At 45.6% G+C, this 18985-nt stretch carries 34 protein-coding genes; 30 read left to right on the plus strand and 4 right to left on the minus strand.

Going from position 1 to position 18985, the window contains the following annotated elements; all coding sequences use genetic code 11:
* Window positions 1-276 precede the first annotated feature (276 nt).
* The 28 genes from rpsJ (at window position 277) to rplQ (ending at window position 13938) form a co-directional block, all read left to right on the plus strand.
* A complete protein-coding gene (gene rpsJ / locus DBX26_RS01150; protein ID WP_004410492.1) occupies window positions 277-588 on the plus strand; it encodes a 30S ribosomal protein S10 in 312 nt (103 codons plus the stop codon).
* A gap of 14 nt (window positions 589-602) precedes the next feature.
* A complete protein-coding gene (gene rplC / locus DBX26_RS01155) occupies window positions 603-1232 on the plus strand; it encodes a 50S ribosomal protein L3 (RefSeq protein WP_014230663.1) in 630 nt (209 codons plus the stop codon).
* A gap of 17 nt (window positions 1233-1249) precedes the next feature.
* Window positions 1250-1852 (plus strand): 50S ribosomal protein L4, encoded by a 603-nt coding sequence (rplD, locus tag DBX26_RS01160; RefSeq protein WP_014230664.1) that lies wholly within the window; start codon window positions 1250-1252, stop codon window positions 1850-1852.
* The gene (rplW, locus tag DBX26_RS01165; RefSeq protein WP_004398471.1) at window positions 1849-2151 is read left to right on the plus strand and encodes a 50S ribosomal protein L23; all 303 of its coding nucleotides are present in this window, start codon (window positions 1849-1851) and stop codon (window positions 2149-2151) included. Before rplD ends, rplW begins: the two co-directional genes overlap by 4 nt.
* 15 nt (window positions 2152-2166) lie before the next feature.
* On the plus strand, window positions 2167-2991 hold the full coding sequence (gene rplB, locus DBX26_RS01170; RefSeq protein ID WP_014230665.1) for a 50S ribosomal protein L2: 825 nt from the start codon (window positions 2167-2169) through the stop codon (window positions 2989-2991).
* A gap of 21 nt (window positions 2992-3012) precedes the next feature.
* Complete coding sequence (rpsS, locus tag DBX26_RS01175) at window positions 3013-3291, plus strand: 30S ribosomal protein S19 (protein ID WP_004394525.1); 279 nt, start codon at window positions 3013-3015, stop codon at window positions 3289-3291.
* A 10-nt stretch (window positions 3292-3301) separates the two neighbouring features.
* Window positions 3302-3634, plus strand: coding sequence for a 50S ribosomal protein L22 (rplV, locus tag DBX26_RS01180; RefSeq protein WP_014230666.1), 333 nt, complete (start codon window positions 3302-3304; stop codon window positions 3632-3634).
* Window positions 3635-3652: 18 nt separating this feature from the next.
* On the plus strand, window positions 3653-4351 hold the full coding sequence (rpsC, locus tag DBX26_RS01185) for a 30S ribosomal protein S3 (RefSeq protein ID WP_014230667.1): 699 nt from the start codon (window positions 3653-3655) through the stop codon (window positions 4349-4351).
* Window positions 4352-4362: 11 nt separating this feature from the next.
* Window positions 4363-4773 carry a 50S ribosomal protein L16 gene (rplP, locus tag DBX26_RS01190; protein ID WP_005379577.1) on the plus strand — a complete coding sequence of 137 codons (411 nt, stop codon included), beginning with the start codon at window positions 4363-4365 and terminating at the stop codon, window positions 4771-4773.
* The gene (gene rpmC / locus DBX26_RS01195; RefSeq protein WP_005379576.1) at window positions 4773-4964 is read left to right on the plus strand and encodes a 50S ribosomal protein L29; all 192 of its coding nucleotides are present in this window, start codon (window positions 4773-4775) and stop codon (window positions 4962-4964) included. The genes rplP and rpmC overlap by 1 nt, the downstream gene beginning before the upstream one ends.
* The gene (gene rpsQ, locus DBX26_RS01200; protein ID WP_005379575.1) at window positions 4964-5218 is read left to right on the plus strand and encodes a 30S ribosomal protein S17; all 255 of its coding nucleotides are present in this window, start codon (window positions 4964-4966) and stop codon (window positions 5216-5218) included. Before rpmC ends, rpsQ begins: the two co-directional genes overlap by 1 nt.
* Before the next feature lie 163 nt (window positions 5219-5381).
* The gene (gene rplN / locus DBX26_RS01205; protein ID WP_004410450.1) at window positions 5382-5753 is read left to right on the plus strand and encodes a 50S ribosomal protein L14; all 372 of its coding nucleotides are present in this window, start codon (window positions 5382-5384) and stop codon (window positions 5751-5753) included.
* A gap of 13 nt (window positions 5754-5766) precedes the next feature.
* A complete protein-coding gene (rplX, locus tag DBX26_RS01210) occupies window positions 5767-6084 on the plus strand; it encodes a 50S ribosomal protein L24 (protein ID WP_014230668.1) in 318 nt (105 codons plus the stop codon).
* Window positions 6085-6108: 24 nt separating this feature from the next.
* Window positions 6109-6648, plus strand: coding sequence for a 50S ribosomal protein L5 (gene rplE / locus DBX26_RS01215; RefSeq protein WP_005455660.1), 540 nt, complete (start codon window positions 6109-6111; stop codon window positions 6646-6648).
* 17 nt (window positions 6649-6665) lie between these two features.
* A complete protein-coding gene (rpsN, locus tag DBX26_RS01220) occupies window positions 6666-6971 on the plus strand; it encodes a 30S ribosomal protein S14 (RefSeq protein WP_004745888.1) in 306 nt (101 codons plus the stop codon).
* Between the two features lie 29 nt (window positions 6972-7000).
* Entirely contained in the window at window positions 7001-7393 is a 393-nt protein-coding gene (rpsH, locus tag DBX26_RS01225) for a 30S ribosomal protein S8 (RefSeq protein ID WP_005450567.1), read from the plus strand.
* 13 nt (window positions 7394-7406) lie between these two features.
* Window positions 7407-7940: a 50S ribosomal protein L6 gene (rplF, locus tag DBX26_RS01230; RefSeq protein WP_014230669.1), complete on the plus strand. Its 534-nt coding sequence runs from the start codon at window positions 7407-7409 to the stop codon at window positions 7938-7940.
* Between the two features lie 9 nt (window positions 7941-7949).
* Window positions 7950-8303 (plus strand): 50S ribosomal protein L18, encoded by a 354-nt coding sequence (rplR, locus tag DBX26_RS01235; protein ID WP_005435088.1) that lies wholly within the window; start codon window positions 7950-7952, stop codon window positions 8301-8303.
* 14 nt (window positions 8304-8317) lie between these two features.
* Window positions 8318-8821, plus strand: a complete 504-nt coding sequence (gene rpsE / locus DBX26_RS01240; RefSeq protein WP_004745894.1) for a 30S ribosomal protein S5 — start codon at window positions 8318-8320, stop codon at window positions 8819-8821.
* A gap of 7 nt (window positions 8822-8828) precedes the next feature.
* Window positions 8829-9005, plus strand: a complete 177-nt coding sequence (gene rpmD / locus DBX26_RS01245; protein ID WP_000201159.1) for a 50S ribosomal protein L30 — start codon at window positions 8829-8831, stop codon at window positions 9003-9005.
* Between the two features lie 5 nt (window positions 9006-9010).
* Window positions 9011-9445, plus strand: coding sequence for a 50S ribosomal protein L15 (gene rplO, locus DBX26_RS01250; protein WP_005383155.1), 435 nt, complete (start codon window positions 9011-9013; stop codon window positions 9443-9445).
* A 20-nt stretch (window positions 9446-9465) separates the two neighbouring features.
* Window positions 9466-10800 (plus strand): preprotein translocase subunit SecY, encoded by a 1335-nt coding sequence (gene secY, locus DBX26_RS01255; RefSeq protein ID WP_014230670.1) that lies wholly within the window; start codon window positions 9466-9468, stop codon window positions 10798-10800.
* Window positions 10801-10838: 38 nt separating this feature from the next.
* Window positions 10839-10952: a 50S ribosomal protein L36 gene (gene rpmJ, locus DBX26_RS01260; RefSeq protein WP_000868186.1), complete on the plus strand. Its 114-nt coding sequence runs from the start codon at window positions 10839-10841 to the stop codon at window positions 10950-10952.
* A gap of 149 nt (window positions 10953-11101) precedes the next feature.
* Window positions 11102-11458 carry a 30S ribosomal protein S13 gene (gene rpsM, locus DBX26_RS01265; RefSeq protein WP_005383154.1) on the plus strand — a complete coding sequence of 119 codons (357 nt, stop codon included), beginning with the start codon at window positions 11102-11104 and terminating at the stop codon, window positions 11456-11458.
* Window positions 11459-11476: 18 nt separating this feature from the next.
* Window positions 11477-11866, plus strand: coding sequence for a 30S ribosomal protein S11 (rpsK, locus tag DBX26_RS01270; RefSeq protein ID WP_001118870.1), 390 nt, complete (start codon window positions 11477-11479; stop codon window positions 11864-11866).
* 27 nt (window positions 11867-11893) lie between these two features.
* Complete coding sequence (gene rpsD / locus DBX26_RS01275) at window positions 11894-12514, plus strand: 30S ribosomal protein S4 (protein ID WP_014230671.1); 621 nt, start codon at window positions 11894-11896, stop codon at window positions 12512-12514.
* A 24-nt stretch (window positions 12515-12538) separates the two neighbouring features.
* Window positions 12539-13531, plus strand: a complete 993-nt coding sequence (rpoA, locus tag DBX26_RS01280) for a DNA-directed RNA polymerase subunit alpha (RefSeq protein WP_014230672.1) — start codon at window positions 12539-12541, stop codon at window positions 13529-13531.
* Window positions 13532-13557: 26 nt separating this feature from the next.
* Complete coding sequence (rplQ, locus tag DBX26_RS01285) at window positions 13558-13938, plus strand: 50S ribosomal protein L17 (RefSeq protein ID WP_005383141.1); 381 nt, start codon at window positions 13558-13560, stop codon at window positions 13936-13938.
* 169 nt (window positions 13939-14107) lie between these two features.
* Here the strand turns inward: rplQ and DBX26_RS01290 are convergent, their stop codons facing one another.
* Window positions 14108-14584 (minus strand): DUF2780 domain-containing protein, encoded by a 477-nt coding sequence (locus DBX26_RS01290; protein ID WP_014230673.1) that lies wholly within the window; start codon window positions 14582-14584, stop codon window positions 14108-14110.
* Window positions 14585-14728: 144 nt separating this feature from the next.
* Window positions 14729-15349: an FKBP-type peptidyl-prolyl cis-trans isomerase gene (locus tag DBX26_RS01295; protein WP_014230674.1), complete on the minus strand. Its 621-nt coding sequence runs from the start codon at window positions 15347-15349 to the stop codon at window positions 14729-14731.
* Between the two features lie 230 nt (window positions 15350-15579).
* On the opposite strand from DBX26_RS01295, the gene DBX26_RS01300 reads away from it, so the two are divergent.
* Window positions 15580-16179, plus strand: coding sequence for a LysM-like peptidoglycan-binding domain-containing protein (locus DBX26_RS01300; protein WP_118117607.1), 600 nt, complete (start codon window positions 15580-15582; stop codon window positions 16177-16179).
* Between the two features lie 89 nt (window positions 16180-16268).
* Here the strand turns inward: DBX26_RS01300 and DBX26_RS01305 are convergent, their stop codons facing one another.
* Window positions 16269-16730, minus strand: coding sequence for a GNAT family N-acetyltransferase (locus DBX26_RS01305; protein ID WP_118117609.1), 462 nt, complete (start codon window positions 16728-16730; stop codon window positions 16269-16271).
* 146 nt (window positions 16731-16876) lie between these two features.
* Between DBX26_RS01305 and dbpA the strand changes: the two genes are divergently transcribed.
* Complete coding sequence (gene dbpA / locus DBX26_RS01310; protein ID WP_020335808.1) at window positions 16877-18256, plus strand: ATP-dependent RNA helicase DbpA; 1380 nt, start codon at window positions 16877-16879, stop codon at window positions 18254-18256.
* A 54-nt stretch (window positions 18257-18310) separates the two neighbouring features.
* Here dbpA and DBX26_RS01315 read toward each other — a convergent pair whose 3' ends face one another.
* Window positions 18311-18883 (minus strand): Crp/Fnr family transcriptional regulator, encoded by a 573-nt coding sequence (locus tag DBX26_RS01315; protein WP_020335809.1) that lies wholly within the window; start codon window positions 18881-18883, stop codon window positions 18311-18313.
* Window positions 18884-18985: the final 102 nt, after the last annotated feature.

The following is an 18985-nucleotide window of genomic DNA, read 5'->3' on the forward strand; positions in this document are numbered from 1 at the left end:
ACCAATGAGCAGTGAGGAGCTAATAAATCCAAGGATTTATTAGGTAATGTAGACTCAGCTTATGTTCGCGGTTAATACAATTAGCTATCTTTTCTTCGGAAAAACTATCCCCAAAGGTGACTTTGGTATGTAGGGATAGTTAATCGAAAATTAACTGACAATGCGTCCTAATCTTGGATGCTACGGTTTCACATAAATCAATCGGCATTCTCTCGTCTTGACGAGTTTGAGTGGCGATATTGTTTGTGTAATTTATTTAATTTGGAGCTCTGTCTCATGCAGAACCAACGTATCCGTATCCGCCTAAAAGCTTTCGATTACAAACTAATCGACGCTTCTACAGCGGAAATCGTTGAAACAGCTAAGCGCACTGGCGCACAGGTTCGTGGTCCAATCCCACTACCAACTCGTAAAGAGCGTTTCACAGTTCTTATCTCTCCACACGTTAACAAGAAAGCACGTGACCAGTACGAAATCCGTACTCACAAGCGTCTAATCGACATCGTTGAGCCAACAGACAAAACTGTTGATGCTCTAATGCGTCTAGACCTTGCTGCGGGCGTTGACGTTCAAATTAGCCTAGGTTAAGGGAGATTAGAAGAATGATTGGTCTAATCGGTCGTAAAGTGGGCATGACCCGCGTATTTACTGAAGACGGCGTTTCTATCCCAGTAACTGTTGTTGAAGTTGAAGCTAACCGCGTTTCTCAAGTGAAAACTCTAGAAACTGACGGCTACGCTGCAATCCAGGTTACTGCTGGTGCAAAGAAAGCTAACCGCGTAAACAAAGCTGAAGCAGGTCACTTTGCTAAAGCTGGCGTTGAAGCTGGTCGCGGTCTTTGGGAATTCCGTTTAGAAAACGGCGAAGAGTTTGAAGTTGGTTCTGAACTAACTGTTGAACTATTCAACGAAACTAAGAAAGTAGACGTTACTGGTACATCTAAGGGTAAAGGCTTCCAAGGCGCTGTTAAGCGTTGGAACTTCCGTACTCAAGATATGACTCACGGTAACTCATTGTCTCACCGTGCTCCTGGTTCTATCGGTCAATGTCAGACTCCAGGTCGCGTATTTAAAGGCAAGAAAATGGCAGGTCACATGGGTGCAGAGCGTGTAACGACTCAAAACCTAGAGATCGTACGTGTTGACGCTGAGCGCAACCTGCTTCTTATTAAAGGTGCAGTCCCAGGCGCAACTGGCGGCAACGTGATCGTTAAACCAGCTGTTAAAGCATAACGTCTCAGGAGTAAGTAATGGAACTAATGGTTAAAGGTGCTGATGCACTAACTGTTTCCGAAACTACTTTCGGACGTGAGTTTAACGAAGCTCTTGTACACCAAGTAGTTGTTGCGTACGCAGCAGGTGCTCGTCAAGGTACTCGTGCTCAAAAAACACGTTCAGAAGTTTCTGGCGGTGGCGCTAAGCCATGGCGTCAAAAAGGTACTGGCCGTGCGCGTGCTGGTACAATCCGTAGCCCAATCTGGCGCTCGGGTGGTGTTACTTTTGCTGCGAAACCACAAGATCACAGCCAAAAAGTAAACAAGAAAATGTACCGCGGTGCTATGAAGAGCATTCTTTCTGAGCTTGTTCGTCAAGAGCGTCTAATCGTTGTTGATAACTTCTCAGTTGAAGCACCAAAGACTAAAGAGCTAGTTGCTAAGCTTAAAGAGCTTGAGCTAACTGACGCTCTAATCGTGACTAGCGAAGTAGATGAGAATCTATTCCTAGCGGCTCGTAACCTATACAAAGTTGACGCACGTGACGTTGCTGGTATTGATCCAGTTTCACTAATCGCGTTCGACAAAGTTGTAATGACTGCTGAAGCAGTTAAACAAGTTGAGGAGATGCTAGCATGATCACTGAAGAGCGTATCCTAAAAGTTCTACGTGCACCGCACATCTCTGAAAAAGCAACTATGGCAGCTGAGAAAGCGAACACTATCGTTTTCAAAGTAGCTAAAGATGCAACTAAAAAAGAGATCAAAGCAGCTGTAGAAAAGCTATTTGAAGTTGAAGTTAAGTCTGTAAATACTCTTATCACTAAGGGTAAGACCAAACGTCAAGGTCTACGCCAAGGTCGCCGCAGCGACGTTAAGAAAGCGTACGTTACTTTGAAAGAAGGTCAAGATCTTGACTTCGTTGGCGGCGCGGAATAACAGGAGTAGTTAAAAATGGCTATTGTTAAATGTAAGCCGACTTCCCCTGGTCGTCGTCACGTTGTTAAAGTTGTTAACGCTGACCTACACAAGGGCAAGCCATACGCACCTCTTCTAGAGAAAAACTCTAAGAATGGTGGTCGTAACAACAACGGTCGTATCACAGTACGTCATATCGGCGGTGGTCACAAGCATCACTACCGTGTAATTGACTTCAAACGTACTAAAGACGGTATCCCAGCGACAGTTGAGCGTCTTGAATACGATCCAAACCGTAGCGCAAACATTGCTCTAGTTCTTTACAAAGACGGTGAGCGTCGCTACATCCTAGCACCTAAAGGTGTTGTAGCTGGTGATGTTGTTCAGTCTGGTGTTGATGCACCTATCAAAGCTGGTAACACTCTACCAATGCGTAACATCCCAGTAGGTTCAACAGTACATAACGTTGAACTTAAGCCTGGTAAAGGTGGTCAGCTAGCTCGTTCAGCTGGTGCTTACGCTCAAATCGTTGCTCGCGACGGTACGTACGTAACTATCCGTCTACGTTCTGGCGAAATGCGCAAAGTTCTTTCTGAAGGCCGTGCAACAATCGGTGAAGTTGGTAACTCTGAGCACATGCTACGTGAACTTGGTAAAGCTGGTGCTACTCGCTGGCGCGGTGTTCGTCCAACCGTTCGCGGTGTGGTAATGAACCCGGTTGATCACCCACACGGTGGTGGTGAAGGTCGTACTTCTGGTGGCCGTCATCCAGTATCTCCTTGGGGTATGCCAACTAAAGGCTACAAGACTCGTAAGAACAAACGCACTGACAAGTACATCGTACGTCGTCGTAACAAGTAATCTATTTAAAGAGGAATCGCCATGCCACGTTCTCTCAAGAAAGGTCCTTTTATTGACCTACACTTGCTGAAGAAGGTAGAGAAAGCGGTGGAAAGCGGAGACAAAAAGCCTATTAAGACTTGGTCCCGTCGTTCAATGATCATCCCTACGATGATCGGTTTGACCATCGCTGTCCATAATGGTCGTCAGCACGTACCAGTATTTGTAACTGATGAAATGATCGGTCACAAACTGGGTGAATTCGCACCTACACGTACTTACCGCGGTCACGCTGCGGATAAGAAAGCTAAGAAGCGCTAAGGAGTAGATAATGGAAGCAATTGCTAAACATAACTTTGCTCGCATTTCGCCTCAGAAAGCTCGCTTAGTTGCGGATCAAATCCGTGGTAAATCTGTTGACCAAGCTCTAGAAATTCTAACTTTCAGCAACAAAAAAGCTGCTGAACTAGTTAAGAAAGTTCTTGAGTCTGCTATCGCTAACGCGGAGCACAACGAAGGTGCAGATATTGACGATCTGAATGTCGCAAAAATCTTTGTAGATGAAGGCCCAACCATGAAGCGTATTATGCCTCGTGCTAAAGGTCGTGCGGATCGTATCTTGAAGCGTTCAAGCCACATCACTGTTGTTGTAGCAGATCGCTAGAGACTAGGAGAGTAAGCAATGGGTCAAAAAGTACATCCTAATGGTATTCGTCTAGGCATCGTTAAGCCTTGGAATGCTACATGGTTTGCTAACACCAAAGATTTCGCTGACAACCTAGACGGCGACTTCAAGGTACGTCAGTTCCTTACAGGTGAACTGAAAAAAGCGTCTCTATCACGTATCGTTATCGAGCGTCCTGCTAAGAGCATCCGTGTGACTATTCACACTGCTCGTCCAGGCGTTGTTATCGGTAAGAAAGGTGAAGACGTAGAGAAGCTACGCGCAGCTGTAGCTAAAATTGCAGGTGTACCAGCGCAAATTAACATCGCTGAAGTACGTAAGCCTGAACTAGATGCGCAACTTGTTGGTGACAGCATCGCGTCTCAGCTAGAGCGTCGTGTTATGTTCCGTCGTGCTATGAAGCGCGCGGTACAAAACGCAATGCGTCTAGGCGCTAAAGGTATCAAAGTGGAAGTAAGTGGTCGTCTAGGCGGCGCTGAAATCGCACGTTCTGAGTGGTACCGTGAAGGCCGTGTGCCTCTACACACTCTACGTGCTGACATTGATTACGCAACTTCTTCGGCTCACACTCAATACGGTGTGATCGGCATTAAAACTTGGATCTTCAAAGGTGAGATCCTAGGTGGTATGCCAGCAGCTAACGCTGTAGAGCCTAAAGGCGACAAGCCTAAGAAGCAGCGTAAAGGCCGTAAGTAAGGAGTCGACAGATGCTACAACCTAAACGTACTAAGTTCCGTAAGGTTCAGACTGGTCGTAACCGTGGTCTAGCTAAAGGTACTGATGTAAGCTTCGGCGAATTCGGTCTTAAAGCTGTTGGCCGTGGTCGTCTAACTGCTCGTCAAATCGAAGCGGCACGTCGTGCAATGACACGTCACGTTAAGCGTCAAGGTAAAATCTGGATCCGTGTGTTCCCAGACAAACCAATCACAGAAAAACCACTTGAAGTTCGTCAAGGTAAGGGTAAAGGTAACGTTGAGTACTGGGTAGCCCAAATCCAACCTGGTAAGGTTATGTACGAAATGGGTGGTGTACCTGAAGAATTGGCACGTGAAGCGTTCCGTCTTGCGGCACGTAAACTGCCTTTCAAAACTACATTTGTAACTAAGCAGGTGATGTGATGAAAGCACAAGATCTACGCGAGAAAAGCGTTGAAGAGCTTAACGCTGAGCTAATGAATTTGCTACGTGAACAGTTCAACTTGCGCATGCAAGCTGCAACTGGTCAACTACAGCAAACTCATACTCTGAAAGCTGTACGCCGTGATATCGCACGTGTGAAAACTGTTTTGACTGAGAAGGCAGGCGCATAATGAGCGAAGTAAAACGTACTCAACAAGGTCGTGTTGTTAGCGATAAGATGGACAAGTCTATCACTGTTGCTATCGAGCGTTTCGTAAAACACCCTATCTACGGTAAATACGTTAAACGTACGACTAAAGTACACGCACATGACGAGAACAACGAGTGTGGCCTAGGCGACACAGTTGAAATCGCAGAGTGTCGTCCACTGTCTAAGACTAAGTCTTGGACTTTGGTAAAAGTTCTAGAAAAGGCGAAGATTTAATCTCGTTAATTCTATGAAACTAAAGCGGCTCCAAAATATTTTTTGGAGCCGTTTATTTTTTGACTACCCAATCACAAAAAAGGGTGGTACAATTCGCGTCCCTTTTAAAGAGGCAGCCCGACCCGTGATGGGTCTAGTTATTAATATTTAGCGGAGCACTAACATGATCCAAATGCAAAGTATGCTGGACGCAGCTGATAACTCAGGCGCACGCAGCGTAATGTGTATTAAGGTTCTGGGTGGCTCTCACCGCCGTTATGCACATATCGGTGACGTCATCAAAGTTACTGTGAAGGAAGCAATTCCTCGCGGTAAAGTAAAAAAAGGTGATGTTCTGAAGGCGGTGGTAGTGCGCACCCGTAAAGGCGTACGTCGTCCTGACGGTTCTGTCATTCGCTTCGACCGAAATGCTTGCGTATTGTTGAACGACAATACAGAGCAACCAATCGGTACACGTATCTTTGGTCCTGTGACACGCGAACTTCGTGGCGATAAGTTCATGAAGATCGTTTCACTGGCTCCAGAAGTTCTGTAAGGAGCACGTAGAAATGGCAGCTAAAATCCGTCGTAACGACGAAGTAATCGTTCTTGCTGGTAAAGACAAAGGCAAGAAAGGTAAAGTAACTAAGGTTCTAGCAACCGGTAAAGTTATCGTTGAAGGTATCAACCTTGTTAAGAAGCACCAAAAGCCGGTTCCGGCTCTAGGTCAACAAGGTGGCATCGTTGAACAAGAAGCAGCAATTGATGCTTCTAACGTTGCAATCTTTAACGCAGCTACTGGTAAAGCTGACCGTATCGGTTTCCGTTTTGAAGATGGTAAGAAAGTTCGTTTCTTTAAGTCTAACGGCGAAACCGTTTCTAACTAATTAGAAGTAATTTGGAGTTCTACTATGGCGAAACTGCATGATTACTACAAGTCGTCTGTAGTCGCTGAACTGACCAAACAGTTTAGCTACACAAGCGTCATGCAAGTCCCTAGAATCGAGAAAATCACCCTAAACATGGGTGTTGGTGAAGCAATCAACGATAAGAAACTGCTAGAAAATGCAGCGTCTGATATGGCAACGATCTCTGGTCAAAAGCCACTTATCACAAAAGCGCGCAAATCTGTTGCAGGTTTCAAAATCCGTGAAGGCTACCCTATCGGTTGTAAAGTAACCTTGCGTGGCGAACGTATGTGGGATTTTCTTGAGCGTTTAATTAACATCGCTCTTCCACGTGTACGTGACTTCCGTGGCGTTAGCGCTAAGTCTTTTGACGGACGCGGTAACTACAGCATGGGCGTTCGCGAGCAAATCATCTTCCCGGAAATCGACTTTGATAAAGTTGATCGAGTACGCGGTCTAGACATCACTATTACGACGTCTGCTGGTACTGATGAGGAAGGCCGTGCTCTGCTGGCTGCCTTTAACTTCCCATTCCGTAAGTAAGGTGAAGGGTTACTGTTATGGCTAAAAATTCAATGAAAGCACGTGAAGCAAAACGTGCAAAGCTAGTAGCTAAGTTCGCTGAAAAGCGTTCAGCGCTAAAAGCTATCATTAGCGATGTAAACGCATCTGAAGAAGATCGTTGGAATGCAGTTCTTAAATTGCAATCTCTTCCACGTGATTCAAGTGCATCACGTCAGCGCAACCGTTGCAACCAAACTGGTCGTCCACACGGTTACCTACGTAAGTTCGGTCTAAGCCGTATTAAGGTTCGTGAAGCTTGCATGAAAGGCGAGATTCCGGGTCTTCGTAAGGCTAGCTGGTAATTGCCACTTAATCATTTGGAGTAAATCATATGAGCATGCAAGATCCGATTTCGGATATGCTGACCCGCGTTCGTAACGGTCAGGCAGCAAACAAAGTTGCTGTAAAAATGCCTTCTTCAAAGCTTAAAGTTGCAATTGCTGCACTACTAAAAGCTGAAGGTTACATCGTTGACTTCGCTGTTGAAGGCGAAGCAAAACCTGAGCTAGAAGTTACACTTAAGTACTTCCAAGCTAAACCAGTAATCGAGCAACTTAAACGTGTTTCTCGTCCAGGTCTACGTGTTTACAAGAAGAAAGATCAACTTCCTTCTGTAATGGGTGGTCTTGGTATTGCTATCGTTTCTACTTCCAAGGGTCTTATGTCAGACCGCGCTGCACGTAAAGCAGGTCTTGGTGGTGAAATCATCTGCTACGTAGCTTAATAAGGAGTAGACTATGTCTCGTGTTGCAAAAGCACCTGTCGCTATTCCAGCTGGCGTAGAGGTGAAACTAAACGGCCAAGAAATCACTGTAAAAGGTGCTAAAGGCGAACTAACTCGCGTTCTTAACGATGCAGTTGTTATCGCTCAGGAAGAAAACAACCTAACTTTCGGTCCTAAAGAAGGTGTTGTTAACGCTTGGGCACAAGCAGGTACTGCTCGTGCACTAGTAAACAACATGGTTGTTGGTGTTACTGAAGGCTTTACTAAGAAGCTAACTCTTAAAGGTGTTGGTTACCGTGCTGCTATCAAAGGCAACGCTGTAGGTCTAACACTAGGCTTCTCACACCCAGTTGAGCACGAGTTGCCAGCGGGTATTAAAGCTGAATGTCCAAGCCAAACTGAAATTGTGATCACTGGTGCTGACAAGCAACTAGTTGGTCAAGTTGCGGCTGACATTCGTTCTTACCGTCAACCTGAGCCTTACAAAGGTAAAGGTGTTCGTTACGCAGATGAAAATGTGCGTACTAAAGAAGCTAAGAAGAAGTAAGGTAACACTATGGATAAGAAAGCATCTCGCATCCGTCGTGCTACACGTGCACGTCGTAAGATTGCAGAACTGGGTGCGACTCGCCTAGTTGTACACCGTACTCCTCGTCACGTGTACGCACAGGTTATCGCGGCTAATGGCTCTGAGGTTATCGCAGCAGCTTCTACTGTAGAAAAAGCGATCCGTGAGCAAGTGAAATACACTGGTAACGTTGATGCAGCTAAAGCAGTAGGTAAAGCTGTTGCAGAGCGCGCTCTTGAAAAAGGCGTAACTGCAGTTGCATTTGATCGTTCTGGTTTCCAATACCACGGTCGAGTAGCGGCGCTAGCAGAATCTGCTCGCGAAGCTGGTCTGAAATTCTAAGGTAGGGTTGGAAGATGGCTAAAGAACAACAAGTTCAAGCGAATGATTTGCAAGAAAAATTAATCGCAGTTAACCGTGTTTCTAAAACGGTTAAAGGTGGTCGAATCATGAGCTTCACTGCACTAACAGTAGTTGGTGACGGTAATGGTCGTGTAGGTTTCGGTTACGGCAAAGCTCGTGAAGTACCTGCAGCGATTCAAAAAGCAATGGAAAAAGCGCGTCGTAACATGACTACGATCGCTCTAAACGAAGGCACTCTTCACCACCCAGTGAAAGGTCGCCACTCGGGCTCTAAAGTTTACATGCAGCCTGCTGCAGAAGGTACTGGTGTTATCGCAGGTGGTGCGATGCGTGCAGTACTAGAAGTTGCTGGTGTACACAACGTACTATCTAAAGCATACGGTTCTACGAACCCTATCAACATCGTTCGTGCTACGATCGATGCACTAGGTAGCATGAAGTCACCAGAAATGGTTGCTGCTAAACGTGGTCTAACTGTTGAATCTATTTCGGAGTAAGAACACCATGGCAACTATTAAAGTAACTCAAACTAAAAGCTCAATTGGTCGTCTACCTAAGCACAAAGCTACTTTGCGCGGTCTAGGTCTTCGTAAAATCAACCACACAGTAGAACTTGAAGATACTCCGTGCGTACGCGGTATGATCAACAAGGTTTACTACATGGTTAAAGTTGAGGAGTAATCAGAATGCGTTTGAATACTCTAGCACCGGCTGCTGGCGCGAAAACTTCTGCGAAGCGAGTAGGTCGTGGTATCGGTTCAGGCCTAGGTAAAACTGGTGGCCGTGGCCACAAAGGTCAAAAATCACGTTCTGGCGGCAGCGTTCGTCCAGGTTTCGAAGGCGGTCAGATGCCTCTGAAACAACGTCTACCAAAATTCGGTTTCACTTCTCGTAAGAGCCTAGTGTCTGCTGAAGTTCGTCTAGCTGAGCTAGCGAAAGTTTCTGGTGACGTAGTTGATCTTAACAGTCTTAAAGCTGCTAACATCATCACTAAGAACATCGAATTCGTAAAAGTTGTTCTTTCTGGTGAAATCAACAAAGCAGTGACTGTAAAAGGTCTACGTGTGACTAAAGGCGCTAAAGCTGCAATCGAAGCTGCAGGCGGTAAAATCGAGGAATAATCTCGAGGAACGAGGTACAGATGGCTAAGAAACCAGGACAAGATTTTCGTAGTGCTCAGAGCGGCTTAAGTGAGCTGAAGTCGCGCTTATTATTCGTAATTGGTGCACTTTTAGTATTCCGAGCAGGCTCTTTTGTGCCGATCCCTGGTATTGACGCTGCTGTACTTGCCGAATTGTTCGACCAGCAAAAAGGTACCATCGTAGAAATGTTTAACATGTTCTCCGGTGGTGCTCTTGAGCGTGCATCTATATTAGCATTGGGCATCATGCCGTATATTTCGGCATCTATTGTTGTCCAATTGCTAACTGTAGTTCATCCAGCGTTAGCTGAACTCAAAAAAGAGGGTGAAGCAGGCCGTCGTAAGATAAGCCAATACACACGCTACGGCACGCTTGTACTTGCAACCTTCCAGGCTATAGGTATTGCAACGGGCTTACCAAACATGGTCGATAATCTGGTTGTTATCAACCAAACCATGTTTACGCTTATTGCTACCGTAAGTTTAGTAACCGGCACCATGTTCCTAATGTGGTTAGGTGAACAAATTACAGAGCGTGGAATTGGTAACGGTATTTCGTTACTAATTTTTGCAGGTATTGTTGCTGGATTGCCTTCTGCAATCGGTCAAACAATCGAGCAAGCGCGTCAAGGTGAATTGCATGTACTTCTTCTGTTGCTAATCGCGGTATTGTCTTTTGCAGTCATTTACTTCGTTGTTTTCATGGAGCGTGGTCAACGTCGAATCGTTGTTAACTACGCGAAGCGTCAACAAGGTCGTAAAGTATTTGCTGCACAAAGCTCGCATCTGCCACTTAAAATTAATATGGCAGGTGTTATTCCAGCGATTTTCGCATCAAGCATTATCCTGTTCCCAGGAACACTGGCTCAGTGGTTTGGTCAGAACGGTGAGAGCAGCGCGTTCGGTTGGTTAACTGACGTGTCTTTGGCTCTTAGCCCAGGTCAACCGCTGTATGTAATGCTTTATGCTGCAGCAATTATCTTCTTCTGTTTCTTCTACACAGCGTTGGTTTTCAACCCTCGCGAAACAGCAGATAACTTGAAGAAGTCAGGTGCATTCGTACCCGGCATCCGCCCAGGTGAGCAGACAGCGAAATACATTGATAAAGTGATGACACGTCTTACCCTTGCAGGTGCACTGTACATTACCTTTATCTGTCTGATTCCCGAGTTCATGATGGTCGCGTGGAACGTACGTTTCTACTTCGGCGGTACATCACTACTAATCGTAGTGGTTGTAATTATGGACTTTATGGCACAGGTACAGACTCATATGATGTCTCAACAGTATGATTCTGTGTTGAAGAAAGCGAATCTGAAAGGCTACGGCCGTTAATCCGGCGGTAGACTCAGTTTCATTTACGGAGTTTAGCAATGAAAGTTCGTGCTTCCGTTAAAAAAATCTGCCGTAACTGTAAAGTAATCAAGCGTAACGGTGTCGTTCGCGTGATTTGCAGTGAGCCAAAGCACAAACAGCGCCAAGGCTAATTAGCAGAAATTTTTACTTGAAAACGAAGGTTAGGTCGAGTATATTCCTCGGCCTACCTTTTGCGTGCAAAAGAAGTAGTACTCCGCAGCGTATCCATAACGGGCTTTGCTGCGGCTAATTCTTTTATAGAAACACTTAGGAGTGAATAATGGCCCGTATAGCAGGCATTAACATTCCTGATCAGAAGCATGCTGTAATCGCACTAACTGCGATCTACGGCATCGGTAAAACTCGCTCTCAAGCTATCCTAGCTGAAGTGGGTATTGCTGAAAATGTTAAGATCAGTGAACTAACTGAAGAGCAGATCGATCAACTGCGTGATGGTGTAGCTAAGTACACTGTAGAAGGTGATCTACGTCGTGAAGTATCTATGAACATCAAGCGTCTTATGGACCTTGGCTGTTACCGTGGTCTTCGTCATCGTCGCAGTCTACCACTACGTGGACAGCGTACTAAAACCAACGCTCGCACCCGTAAGGGTCCGCGTAAGCCGATCAAGAAATAATCGGGAAGGTAGAGTACAATGGCTAAACAACCAACTCGCGCTCGTAAGCGCGTACGCAAGCAAGTTGCAGATGGCGTTGCGCACATCCATGCTTCTTTCAATAACACAATCGTAACCATTACTGACCGTCAAGGTAACGCTCTTGCATGGGCTACTGCAGGTGGTTCTGGTTTCCGTGGTTCTCGTAAGTCTACTCCGTTCGCTGCACAGGTTGCTGCTGAGCGTTGTGCTGAAATGGCTAAAGAATACGGCCTAAAGAACTTGGAAGTTATGGTTAAGGGTCCAGGTCCAGGTCGCGAATCAACTGTTCGTGCACTGAACGCTGCTGGTTTCCGCATCACAAACATCGTTGATGCTACACCAATCCCTCATAACGGTTGTCGTCCACCTAAGAAACGTCGCGTATAACGTTTCTAGGACAATTGGAGAAGAATCATGGCAAGATATTTGGGTCCTAAGCTGAAGCTTAGCCGTCGTGAAGGCACTGACTTATTCCTTAAGTCTGGTGTTCGCGCGATCGATACCAAGTGTAAAATTGATAACGCACCAGGTGTACACGGCGCTCGTCGCGGTCGTCTATCTGAGTATGGCGTTCAGCTTCGTGAGAAGCAAAAAGTTCGTCGTATGTACGGCGTTCTAGAAAAACAATTCCGTAACTACTACAAAGAAGCTGCTCGCCTGAAAGGCAACACTGGTGAAAACCTACTTCAGCTTCTTGAAGGTCGTCTTGATAACGTAGTTTACCGCATGGGCTTTGGTGCAACTCGCGCAGAAGCACGTCAGCTAGTTAGCCACAAAGCTATCCTAGTAAACGGTAAAGTTGTAAACGTTCCTTCTTTCAAAGTAGCGGCTAATGACGTTGTTTCTATCCGCGAGAAAGCTAAACAGCAATCTCGTATTAAAGCTGCTCTAGAAGTTGCTGAACAACGTGAAAAACCAACTTGGATTGAAGTAGATGGTGGCAAGATGGAAGGTACATTCAAGCGTATGCCTGAGCGTTCTGATCTATCAGCTGACATCAACGAACAATTGATCGTCGAGCTTTACTCTAAGTAAGGTTTAAACTAAAGAGAGGACACAATGCAGGGTTCTGTAACAGAATTTCTTAAGCCACGTCTAGTTGACATCGAACAAATCAGCTCGACTCACGCAAAAGTAACTCTTGAGCCATTAGAGCGTGGCTTTGGTCATACTCTGGGTAATGCACTTCGCCGCATTCTTCTATCTTCTATGCCTGGTTGTGCAGTGACAGAAGTAGAGATTGAGGGCGTACTTCACGAATACAGCACTAAAGAAGGCGTACAAGAAGATATTCTTGAAATCCTTCTAAACCTTAAAGGTTTGGCAGTGCGTGTGGCTGAAGGCAAAGATGAAGTGTTCATTACTTTGAACAAATCAGGCTCGGGCCCTGTGGTTGCAGGTGACATCACCCATGATGGTGATGTAGAGATCGCTAACCCTGAACACGTTATTTGTCACCTAACTGATGACAATGCTGAAATCGCTATGCGTATTAAAGTAGAACGTGGTCGTGGTTACATTCCAGCTTCTGCGCGTATCCATACTGAAGAAGACGAGCGTCCAATCGGTCGCCTACTAGTAGATGCTACTTACAGCCCAGTAGACAAAATTGCCTACGCTGTAGAAGCAGCTCGTGTAGAACAGCGTACTGATCTAGACAAGCTTGTTATCGATATGGAAACAAACGGTACTCTAGAACCTGAGGAAGCAATCCGTCGTGCAGCTACTATCCTAGCTGAACAATTGGATGCGTTCGTAGATCTTCGTGATGTACGTGTTCCTGAGGAGAAGGAAGAGAAGCCAGAATTCGATCCGATCCTACTGCGTCCTGTAGACGATCTTGAACTAACAGTTCGCTCTGCTAACTGTCTGAAAGCAGAAGCGATTCACTACATCGGTGATCTAGTACAACGTACTGAGGTAGAGCTACTTAAAACGCCTAACCTTGGTAAAAAATCTCTTACTGAGATTAAAGACGTACTTGCGTCACGTGGTCTGTCTCTGGGCATGCGCCTAGAAAACTGGCCACCTGCATCAATCGCTGAAGATTAATCGATACTAGTTAGAAGGATTAGGTCATGCGCCATCGTAAGAGTGGTCGTCAACTCAACCGCAACAGCTCACATCGCAAAGCGATGTTCAGCAACATGGCTAGCTCTCTAGTACGTCATGAAGTTATCAAGACTACTTTGCCAAAAGCAAAAGAGCTACGTCGCGTAGTTGAGCCTTTGATTACACTAGCTAAGACTGACAGTGTTGCTAACCGTCGTCTAGCATTTGCACGTACTCGTGACAACGAAGTAGTTGCAAAACTATTTAACGAACTAGGTCCACGTTTTGCTGCTCGTCAGGGCGGTTACACTCGTATCCTAAAAGCTGGCTTCCGTGCTGGTGACAAAGCTCCAATGGCTTACATTGAGCTTGTAGATCGCCCAGCTGCTGAAGAAGCTGCTGAGTAATCAGTTCGTAAGAACGAAAAAGCCGAGCGTTAGCTCGGCTTTTTTGTATCTGTAACTTTTCAAATAAGTAAAAATCTAAGCGCGTTATAACTTTTGTGACGTTAAGAAATTCACTCTAGTCTGAATATTGAATAACAACGCTTAGCTCTTATTACTTCGCAACTCTTACTTATTCACCAGACCATAAACCAGTTAAAGAGTCGAGCAAGCCTGTGCTTGCGCCCTGTTCGCTTAGGTATTGCAGAATAACTGGCGCAAACTGGCTAATCATCGAAGCATCAAGTCCAAGCGTATCAAATGCACTTTGTACCGCGCTTAGGCTTTCGACATTACCTAACAAGCTTTGTGCTCCACTCAGGCTAGACAGTCCAGGAATAAGGGACTCTAACTCACTGCTATTTTCACCAGACAGTTGGCTTTGTGCCAGCGCTAGTAATGCACTGCTGCCACCTGCAGCTTGTTCAGTGGATACTGGTAATTGACTTGTCAGCAATTCAGTTAATGGTGAAGACTCTGTACTTAAACTTTTACCGACCATGTCCATCAGTCCGCTCTCGTTACTTTTTTCTACTACTGAATCAAGGAAAGCATGTGCACTGCCGATATTCATCGATAGCAGTGCTAGAGTTAGGAGTGTTTTACGCATAGTACCTCCAACGGTTGAGCGTGTTTTTAATTATTAGGTCGTTAGAGTGACAGTTTATGTTTAAGAGAACAACGACTTTTAACTTAAACAAAAAAAGCGGCGCAAGAGCGCCGCTTTAGAAATCGTAATTGAAATGAATTTCAATTATAGGATGTCTAGTAGTTCTACTTCGAATACTAGTGCTGCGAATGGAGGGATTGCAGCACCTGCGCCACGCTCACCGTACGCAAGATCTTGTGGTACGTATAGTTTCCACTTAGAACCAACTGGCATTAGTTGTAGTGCTTCAACCCAACCTTTAATTACGCCCGTTACTGGGAACTCAGCTGGTTGACCGCGAGAAACAGAGCTGTCAAATACAGTACCGTCTGTTAGCTCACCGTGGTAGTGAACACGTACAGATTTGTCTGCTGTTGGGATTTCGCCAGTACCTTCAGAGATAACTTCGTACTGTAGGCCAGATTCTAGAACTTTAACTTCTGGGCGTAGAGCGTTGTCTTTTAGGAACGCTTCGCCGTCAGCTGCTGCAGCTTTAGCTGCTTCTTGACGAACTGCTTCAGCGCGAGTGTGTAGCTCTTGTAGCGCTTTGTTGATTTCGTCGATTTCAATTGCTGGCATGTCACCAACTAGTGCAGTAGCAATACCTGCTGCGATTGCATCAACGCTAAGACCTTCTAGACCAGAACCTGCTAGTTGCTGACCCATTTGCAGACCAATGCCGTAGCTTGCTTTTTGTTCTGCAGTTTCAAATTTAATTTCAGACATAAATGTCGCTCTTATTAGGAGTGTTAAAGGTCACAGGATATCAGTTTCGAGCTAAGGTTTAAATGATTGGCTCAGATTGTCTCGTCTGACCATTGAGGGTGTGACTTATCTCTTACTCCAAGTGAATTTTCTGCTAATTTAATCCAAATTCCATTTTACTTGAGTGAAAAACATATACTCTCCGCGCTGGTATTTTTATACTGGCAGTAAGCATTAAGGGGTCTATCGCAATGAATCGTCGCAGAAAGAAAAAGCAGCAAGTCGACTACGTCGAGTTGATCAAACAAAAATACGCTGCTATCGACTGGAAGCAGCCGTTCGACAAAACTAAGTGGTTAGAACGCGTACAGCCAGTTACTGCGTTTTGGCAACGTCTACCTAAATTCCATCAACGAGCATTGATGGTGTTGGTGCCACTGCTGCTTTTGATTCTTATTGTCCCGATGCCAAAGAAAACCGAAGAGTTAGCTGAGCAAACTCAGCCTGTTGATCATCAACGTGTTGCGATTAATTTGAACACCCAAAGTTTGAGCCAGCAACGCACGTCCCAGAACTCCGGTCCAAAGTCTGAAAATTGGAAAGAGTATCAAGTGAAGAATGGCGATACGCTCGCGCAGGTCTTCCGCAATAACCAGTTGTCTATGGCCGATCTCAGCTCGCTGGTCAAAATAGAAGGCAGCGACAAGCCACTGAGTCATATCAGGCAAGGGCAGTTGATTCGCTTTAAGTTCTCTGATGATGGTCAGCTTGATATGTTACAGCTCGAAAAGGGCGACCATTCGGTTATGTTCTTCCGCTTATCTGATGGAACCTTCGGACGCAATAAATAGCGATATCGGCTAAAAGACATGTTGTAAAAAAGACGCGCTCAAGTCGCGTCTTTTTTATTGGAAGATAGCGGGGAGGTAATTGTCTCGGTTTACTTCGTCGCGGCTTCTCTACGCATGTCGACATGTGGAATACCATCTTCAAGGTAGCTGTCTGAAATGACATTAAAACCGTGGCGTGAGTAGTACTCAATGAGGTGTTCCTGAGCGCCAATATCGATGGTTTGTTCCGGCCAAAGTGCTTCACACTGTGTTAATGCTTCTTCCAGCAGTTTATGACCTAAACCCCCGCCGCGAGCCGTCTTTTTAGTAACGACGCGACCAATACTGACGTTGTCGTAGGTTGTTCCAGCCTGTAATAAGCGAGCGCAAGCAACTAATTCATCATTGTGATAGCCGAGCAGGTGATAGACTCCGTCCAGTGTGTCTTTGCCATCTAGCTCCGGATATGGGCAGGTTTGCTCTACAACAAACACATCGACACGTAATCTCATTAGCTCGTAGAGTTGTAGTGTGGTCAGTTGAGCGAAAGGCAAAGTCATCCAGGTAAGCATTTCTCTATTCCGTTATTGATTTTGTGTTACTGACTTTACTCGGTTTTCTGCTAATACTCATTAACAATGGTTAATTTTAACTGGTCTTCCTGACAAATCTGGCGATAATGTGCCCTCTTTTTCATCCCACCTGAGGATATTCCCCTGTGAGCAAACAAACTTTTGACCACGTAGGGCTAAGCCCGGCGTTACTCGCGACGCTTGATTCAATGAATTACACCCACATGACGCCAATTCAGGCATTAAGCTTGCCGGCGATCCTGAACCAGCGTGATGTGATTGGTCAGGGTAAAACTGGCTCGGGCAAAACCGCTGCGTTTGGTCTTGGGGTTTTATCTAACCTAAATGTGAAGCGATTCCGTGTGCAGTCTTTGGTGTTATGTCCCACACGTGAACTGGCCGATCAGGTGGCGAAAGAAATCCGCACTTTAGGGCGTGGTATCCACAACATTAAAGTTCTGACATTGTGTGGCGGTATGCCAATGGGACCACAAATTGGTTCACTGGAGCATGGCGCTCATATTCTGGTTGGTACTCCTGGGCGTATTCTTGATCACCTTGAGAAAGGCCGAATTGATCTTTCTGAGCTCAATACGCTGGTACTGGATGAGGCTGACCGCATGCTAGACATGGGCTTCCAGGATGCGCTGGACGCTATCATTGATGCAGCGCCGAAAAAACGTCAAACGTTGCTTTTCAGTGCCACTTTCCCTGAAAAGATCGAGCAAATTGCCCAACGTATCATGCAGTCACCTGAGATGATCAAAGTGGAATCGACACACGATACCTCGAGCATCGCCCAGTATTTCTACAAAGTCGAAGGCTCGGAAGCGCGTGATGAAGCATTGGCAAACCTTCTTCTTACTTATCAACCTGAATCTGCGGTTGTATTCTGTAACACCAAAAAAGAAGTGCAGAGTGTGGCGGATGAGCTGCATCACCGTGGCTTCAGTGTGATTGATCTTCATGGTGACTTAGAACAGCGTGAGCGCGATCAGGCCTTGGTTCAGTTCGCGAATAAGAGCGTTTCTATTCTGGTTGCAACAGACGTTGCGGCGCGCGGCTTGGATGTTGATAACCTGGATGCAGTATTTAACTTTGAATTGTCTCGCGACCCAGAAGTACACGTGCATCGCATTGGTCGTACAGGCCGAGCGGGCAGTAAAGGTTTGGCGTTCAGCTTCTTTGGTGAGAAAGATGGTTTACGTGTTGCACGTATCGAAGAATATTTAGATATGGATATCCTTCCTGCGACATTGCCAGAGAAATCAAAACAACAGCCTTACCAAGCAAAAATGGTGACGATAAATATCGACGGTGGCAAAAAACAAAAAGTGCGTCCGGGCGATATCCTAGGCTGTTTAACCGGGAAAAATGGTATTCCGGGAGCTCAAGTGGGCAAAATTCATTTGTTCCCAATGCGTGCTTATGTGGCGGTAGAGAAGTCTGCGGCGAAGAAAGCTCTGCAAACCATCAGCACGGGTAAGATGAAAGGACGTCAGTTCCGAGCTCGTCTTCTTAAATAAGTATTTAATTTTAAGTAAAGGCTCTTCTATTGAAGAGCCTTTTTTGTTTTTTGCTTACTGGTTGTCTTTTGCTAACCGCGTTTTAATTCGGCTCAAACTGATGGCTGTGATCCCAAGATAGGCGGCAATTTGGCTATCGGTAATTCGTTGTTCTAAATCGGGGTAGTGCTGGCAGAACAACTGATAACGTTCTTCCGGCGAGTAAAGCAGCATAAAGCGTTCTTTGTGCTCTTTATTTAGCAACTGTGTTTCCAGCAGTTTGAGATAAATAGAATGCTTGTCTGAACGCCAACGGTGAAGTGTCTCGATAGGTAAGCAAAATAAACGACAGGCAGTGAGTGTTTCCAATAAATAGAGAGAAGGCTGGTTGTTGATGACGCTTTCGAAACCAATTACCCAGTCTTTTTCCCAATAGAATTCTTTACTGAATTCCTTACCTTGTTCAGTGAGGTAGCTAGCATGGCATAGTCCCTCGAGAATGAAATAGATATGCGAGCCAAATTCTCCCTGATTGCAGAGAATATGTCTGGTCGGCAATTCGAGTTCTTGCCCATGCTCTATCAGTTGTGCGGCTTCTTGTTCGGAAAAGCCATTTTTAGTCAGGTCAGAAAATACGTCGTTTGGCATCAAGGGGAGAAAAGTCTAAAAGTCGTTGATACATTCTAACGTTTCTTGCTCAACAACAGAAAGTCGCTTAATAAAAAAAGCGGCCCTGAAGAGCCGCTAATA

The sequence above is a fragment of the Vibrio sp. dhg genome (genome assembly GCF_003443775.1).
Classification (GTDB): Bacteria; Pseudomonadota; Gammaproteobacteria; order Enterobacterales; family Vibrionaceae; genus Vibrio; species Vibrio natriegens.

Bases quoted from the DNA above. Each gene is read 5' to 3' on its own strand.
- rpsJ (WP_004410492.1), top strand. From the start codon at position 277: ATGCAGAACCAACGTATCCGTATCCGCCTAAAAGCTTTCGATTACAAA.
- rplC (WP_014230663.1), top strand. From the start codon at position 603: ATGATTGGTCTAATCGGTCGTAAAGTGGGCATGACCCGCGTATTTACT.
- rplD (WP_014230664.1), top strand. From the start codon at position 1,250: ATGGAACTAATGGTTAAAGGTGCTGATGCACTAACTGTTTCCGAAACT.
- rplW (WP_004398471.1), top strand. From the start codon at position 1,849: ATGATCACTGAAGAGCGTATCCTAAAAGTTCTACGTGCACCGCACATC.
- rplB (WP_014230665.1), top strand. From the start codon at position 2,167: ATGGCTATTGTTAAATGTAAGCCGACTTCCCCTGGTCGTCGTCACGTT.
- rpsS (WP_004394525.1), top strand. From the start codon at position 3,013: ATGCCACGTTCTCTCAAGAAAGGTCCTTTTATTGACCTACACTTGCTG.
- rplV (WP_014230666.1), top strand. From the start codon at position 3,302: ATGGAAGCAATTGCTAAACATAACTTTGCTCGCATTTCGCCTCAGAAA.
- rpsC (WP_014230667.1), top strand. From the start codon at position 3,653: ATGGGTCAAAAAGTACATCCTAATGGTATTCGTCTAGGCATCGTTAAG.
- rplP (WP_005379577.1), top strand. From the start codon at position 4,363: ATGCTACAACCTAAACGTACTAAGTTCCGTAAGGTTCAGACTGGTCGT.
- rpmC (WP_005379576.1), top strand. From the start codon at position 4,773: ATGAAAGCACAAGATCTACGCGAGAAAAGCGTTGAAGAGCTTAACGCT.
- rpsQ (WP_005379575.1), top strand. From the start codon at position 4,964: ATGAGCGAAGTAAAACGTACTCAACAAGGTCGTGTTGTTAGCGATAAG.
- rplN (WP_004410450.1), top strand. From the start codon at position 5,382: ATGATCCAAATGCAAAGTATGCTGGACGCAGCTGATAACTCAGGCGCA.
- rplX (WP_014230668.1), top strand. From the start codon at position 5,767: ATGGCAGCTAAAATCCGTCGTAACGACGAAGTAATCGTTCTTGCTGGT.
- rplE (WP_005455660.1), top strand. From the start codon at position 6,109: ATGGCGAAACTGCATGATTACTACAAGTCGTCTGTAGTCGCTGAACTG.
- rpsN (WP_004745888.1), top strand. From the start codon at position 6,666: ATGGCTAAAAATTCAATGAAAGCACGTGAAGCAAAACGTGCAAAGCTA.
- rpsH (WP_005450567.1), top strand. From the start codon at position 7,001: ATGAGCATGCAAGATCCGATTTCGGATATGCTGACCCGCGTTCGTAAC.
- rplF (WP_014230669.1), top strand. From the start codon at position 7,407: ATGTCTCGTGTTGCAAAAGCACCTGTCGCTATTCCAGCTGGCGTAGAG.
- rplR (WP_005435088.1), top strand. From the start codon at position 7,950: ATGGATAAGAAAGCATCTCGCATCCGTCGTGCTACACGTGCACGTCGT.
- rpsE (WP_004745894.1), top strand. From the start codon at position 8,318: ATGGCTAAAGAACAACAAGTTCAAGCGAATGATTTGCAAGAAAAATTA.
- rpmD (WP_000201159.1), top strand. From the start codon at position 8,829: ATGGCAACTATTAAAGTAACTCAAACTAAAAGCTCAATTGGTCGTCTA.
- rplO (WP_005383155.1), top strand. From the start codon at position 9,011: ATGCGTTTGAATACTCTAGCACCGGCTGCTGGCGCGAAAACTTCTGCG.
- secY (WP_014230670.1), top strand. From the start codon at position 9,466: ATGGCTAAGAAACCAGGACAAGATTTTCGTAGTGCTCAGAGCGGCTTA.
- rpmJ (WP_000868186.1), top strand. From the start codon at position 10,839: ATGAAAGTTCGTGCTTCCGTTAAAAAAATCTGCCGTAACTGTAAAGTA.
- rpsM (WP_005383154.1), top strand. From the start codon at position 11,102: ATGGCCCGTATAGCAGGCATTAACATTCCTGATCAGAAGCATGCTGTA.
- rpsK (WP_001118870.1), top strand. From the start codon at position 11,477: ATGGCTAAACAACCAACTCGCGCTCGTAAGCGCGTACGCAAGCAAGTT.
- rpsD (WP_014230671.1), top strand. From the start codon at position 11,894: ATGGCAAGATATTTGGGTCCTAAGCTGAAGCTTAGCCGTCGTGAAGGC.
- rpoA (WP_014230672.1), top strand. From the start codon at position 12,539: ATGCAGGGTTCTGTAACAGAATTTCTTAAGCCACGTCTAGTTGACATC.
- rplQ (WP_005383141.1), top strand. From the start codon at position 13,558: ATGCGCCATCGTAAGAGTGGTCGTCAACTCAACCGCAACAGCTCACAT.
- DBX26_RS01290 (WP_014230673.1), bottom strand. From the start codon at position 14,584: ATGCGTAAAACACTCCTAACTCTAGCACTGCTATCGATGAATATCGGC.
- DBX26_RS01295 (WP_014230674.1), bottom strand. From the start codon at position 15,349: ATGTCTGAAATTAAATTTGAAACTGCAGAACAAAAAGCAAGCTACGGC.
- DBX26_RS01300 (WP_118117607.1), top strand. From the start codon at position 15,580: ATGAATCGTCGCAGAAAGAAAAAGCAGCAAGTCGACTACGTCGAGTTG.
- DBX26_RS01305 (WP_118117609.1), bottom strand. From the start codon at position 16,730: ATGCTTACCTGGATGACTTTGCCTTTCGCTCAACTGACCACACTACAA.
- DBX26_RS01315 (WP_020335809.1), bottom strand. From the start codon at position 18,883: ATGCCAAACGACGTATTTTCTGACCTGACTAAAAATGGCTTTTCCGAA.